Source organism: Thermodesulfobacteriota bacterium (assembly GCA_040756475.1).
Classification (GTDB): domain Bacteria; phylum Desulfobacterota; class Deferrisomatia; order Deferrisomatales; family JACRMM01; genus JBFLZB01.
This window is the reverse complement of sequence record JBFLZB010000368.1, coordinates 1-1,562: the sequence shown is the minus strand read 5'-3', so window position 1 is coordinate 1,562 and position 1,562 is coordinate 1. Positions and strand designations below refer to the sequence as shown.

Annotated in this window: 1 protein-coding gene; it reads left to right on the top strand. The window is 69.2% G+C overall.

All coding sequences use genetic code 11. The features are described 5' to 3' along the window. Positions 1–539: 539 nt before the first annotated feature. Positions 540–1,562, top strand: a 1,023-nt coding sequence (locus tag AB1578_23800; protein MEW6490922.1) for a hypothetical protein, incomplete at its 3' end; no start/stop codon positions are given.

Below are 1,562 nucleotides of genomic sequence, written 5' to 3'. Positions count from 1 at the left end.
CGAAGCCCAGGACGGGACTCCGGAAAGACTCGTCTCACGCAAAGCCGCAAAGCTCGCCAAGCAGGACTGGGCTACCCGGCACCCGGCACCCGGCACCCGGCACCCGGCACCCGGCACCCGGCACCCGGCACCCGGCACCCGGAATCCGGAATCCGGAATACGGAATACGGAACTGGGAACCGGGAACCGGGAACGCCAACCGCAGCACGCGACCCCCGTCCCCCGTCAAGCTTCAAGCCTCACATTCCCCGGAACCGGGAACTGGGAACCGGGAACTGGGAACACGTCACCCCGTCTGCGTCTTTTTGCTCAGAGATGGGGCGAATGGCGCCTTGCGCCACCTGTTGAAACCCTTCAAGATCACGCCGATTCTGAAGGATCGCCCTCGGGCCGTGAGCCGGGGGGCGGCCTGAGCGGAGCGGGGCGACACCGGTCGCTGCTGTCACCCCATCGTCGGTCCGAACGGTCGTCGTCGAACGCTCCCTGTTCCTCGGAGCCTTCCCGAGAGACACGGCGCATGTGACCGGCCACGAGCATGGATGGAAGAACGCACCCGTCAACCGTTCAACCCTGAGAGCCAACTGAACCGGATGTCTCGCGCCGCCAGGAACCCCAACCTCAGCGTCCGCGTGCCGCGGGGCCCCCTTCGCGTCGCGCCCGGGTGGCTCCTCGCCGGCTGCGCGTTTCTCGTCGCCCTCCATCAAATCGGCACCTTCGACTACTGGACCCATCTGGCCCTTGGGCGGGCGCTCTGGTCCGCTGGTTCCCTGCGGATCGCCGAGCCCTTTCTCGCGCATGGAAGAGATGTGCTCGCGGTGCCCGATGGCTGGCCGTTTCAACTGCTCCTCTACGGCATTTTCAGCGCGGGCGGTCACGCGGGAGTTGGCGTCTTCGTCGCTGCCTGCGCGGCGGTGGCGTTTGCCGTTCTGTGGCGCGCCGTGCCCACGGACTTGTCGCCACACGGCAAGGCCCTTGCCTGGGCGTTCCTTCTGCTGGTGGCCTTCGCCTGCCGGCACCGCTTCGTGCCTCGCACCGAGGTGCTGGCCTACGTGCTGGCGGCGCTGGGCTTGTTCCTGGCGGCGCGGTGGCGCGCCCGACCGAGTCTCGGCGTCCTGGCGGCCCTGGGGGGCCTCCTGGCGCTGTGGAGCCAGGTTCATCTCTCCTGGGCGGCCGGCGCCGTCCTGCTTGCCGCGCCGGTCCTGCTTTGTCCCCGGGTGGACTTCTGGAGGGCTTGCTGGGGTAACGCCCGCCTGCGTCCCTTGATCCTGGTGATGATGGCCGGTGCGGGCTACGGCGCGTTTTGGGCGCTGGGTATAGCGGCCTCCATCCTCGGGGCGATGGGGCAGGGCGGCGCGCTCGCCCACGTGACCGAGATGCAGGTCCTGTGGGCTGTGCCGGAGTTCGCCGTTCCCTTCTCCTTCGTGGCGGCTCTGGCCCTCGTCTGCTCCTGGGGGGAGCGCCCCGGGCGACTTGGGCGCCTGGCCCTCTGGGGGCTCAGCGTGGCGATCGGAAGCCTCGCCGCGCGAAACTATGCCCTCTCGCTCCTGGCCCTCGTCGTCCCC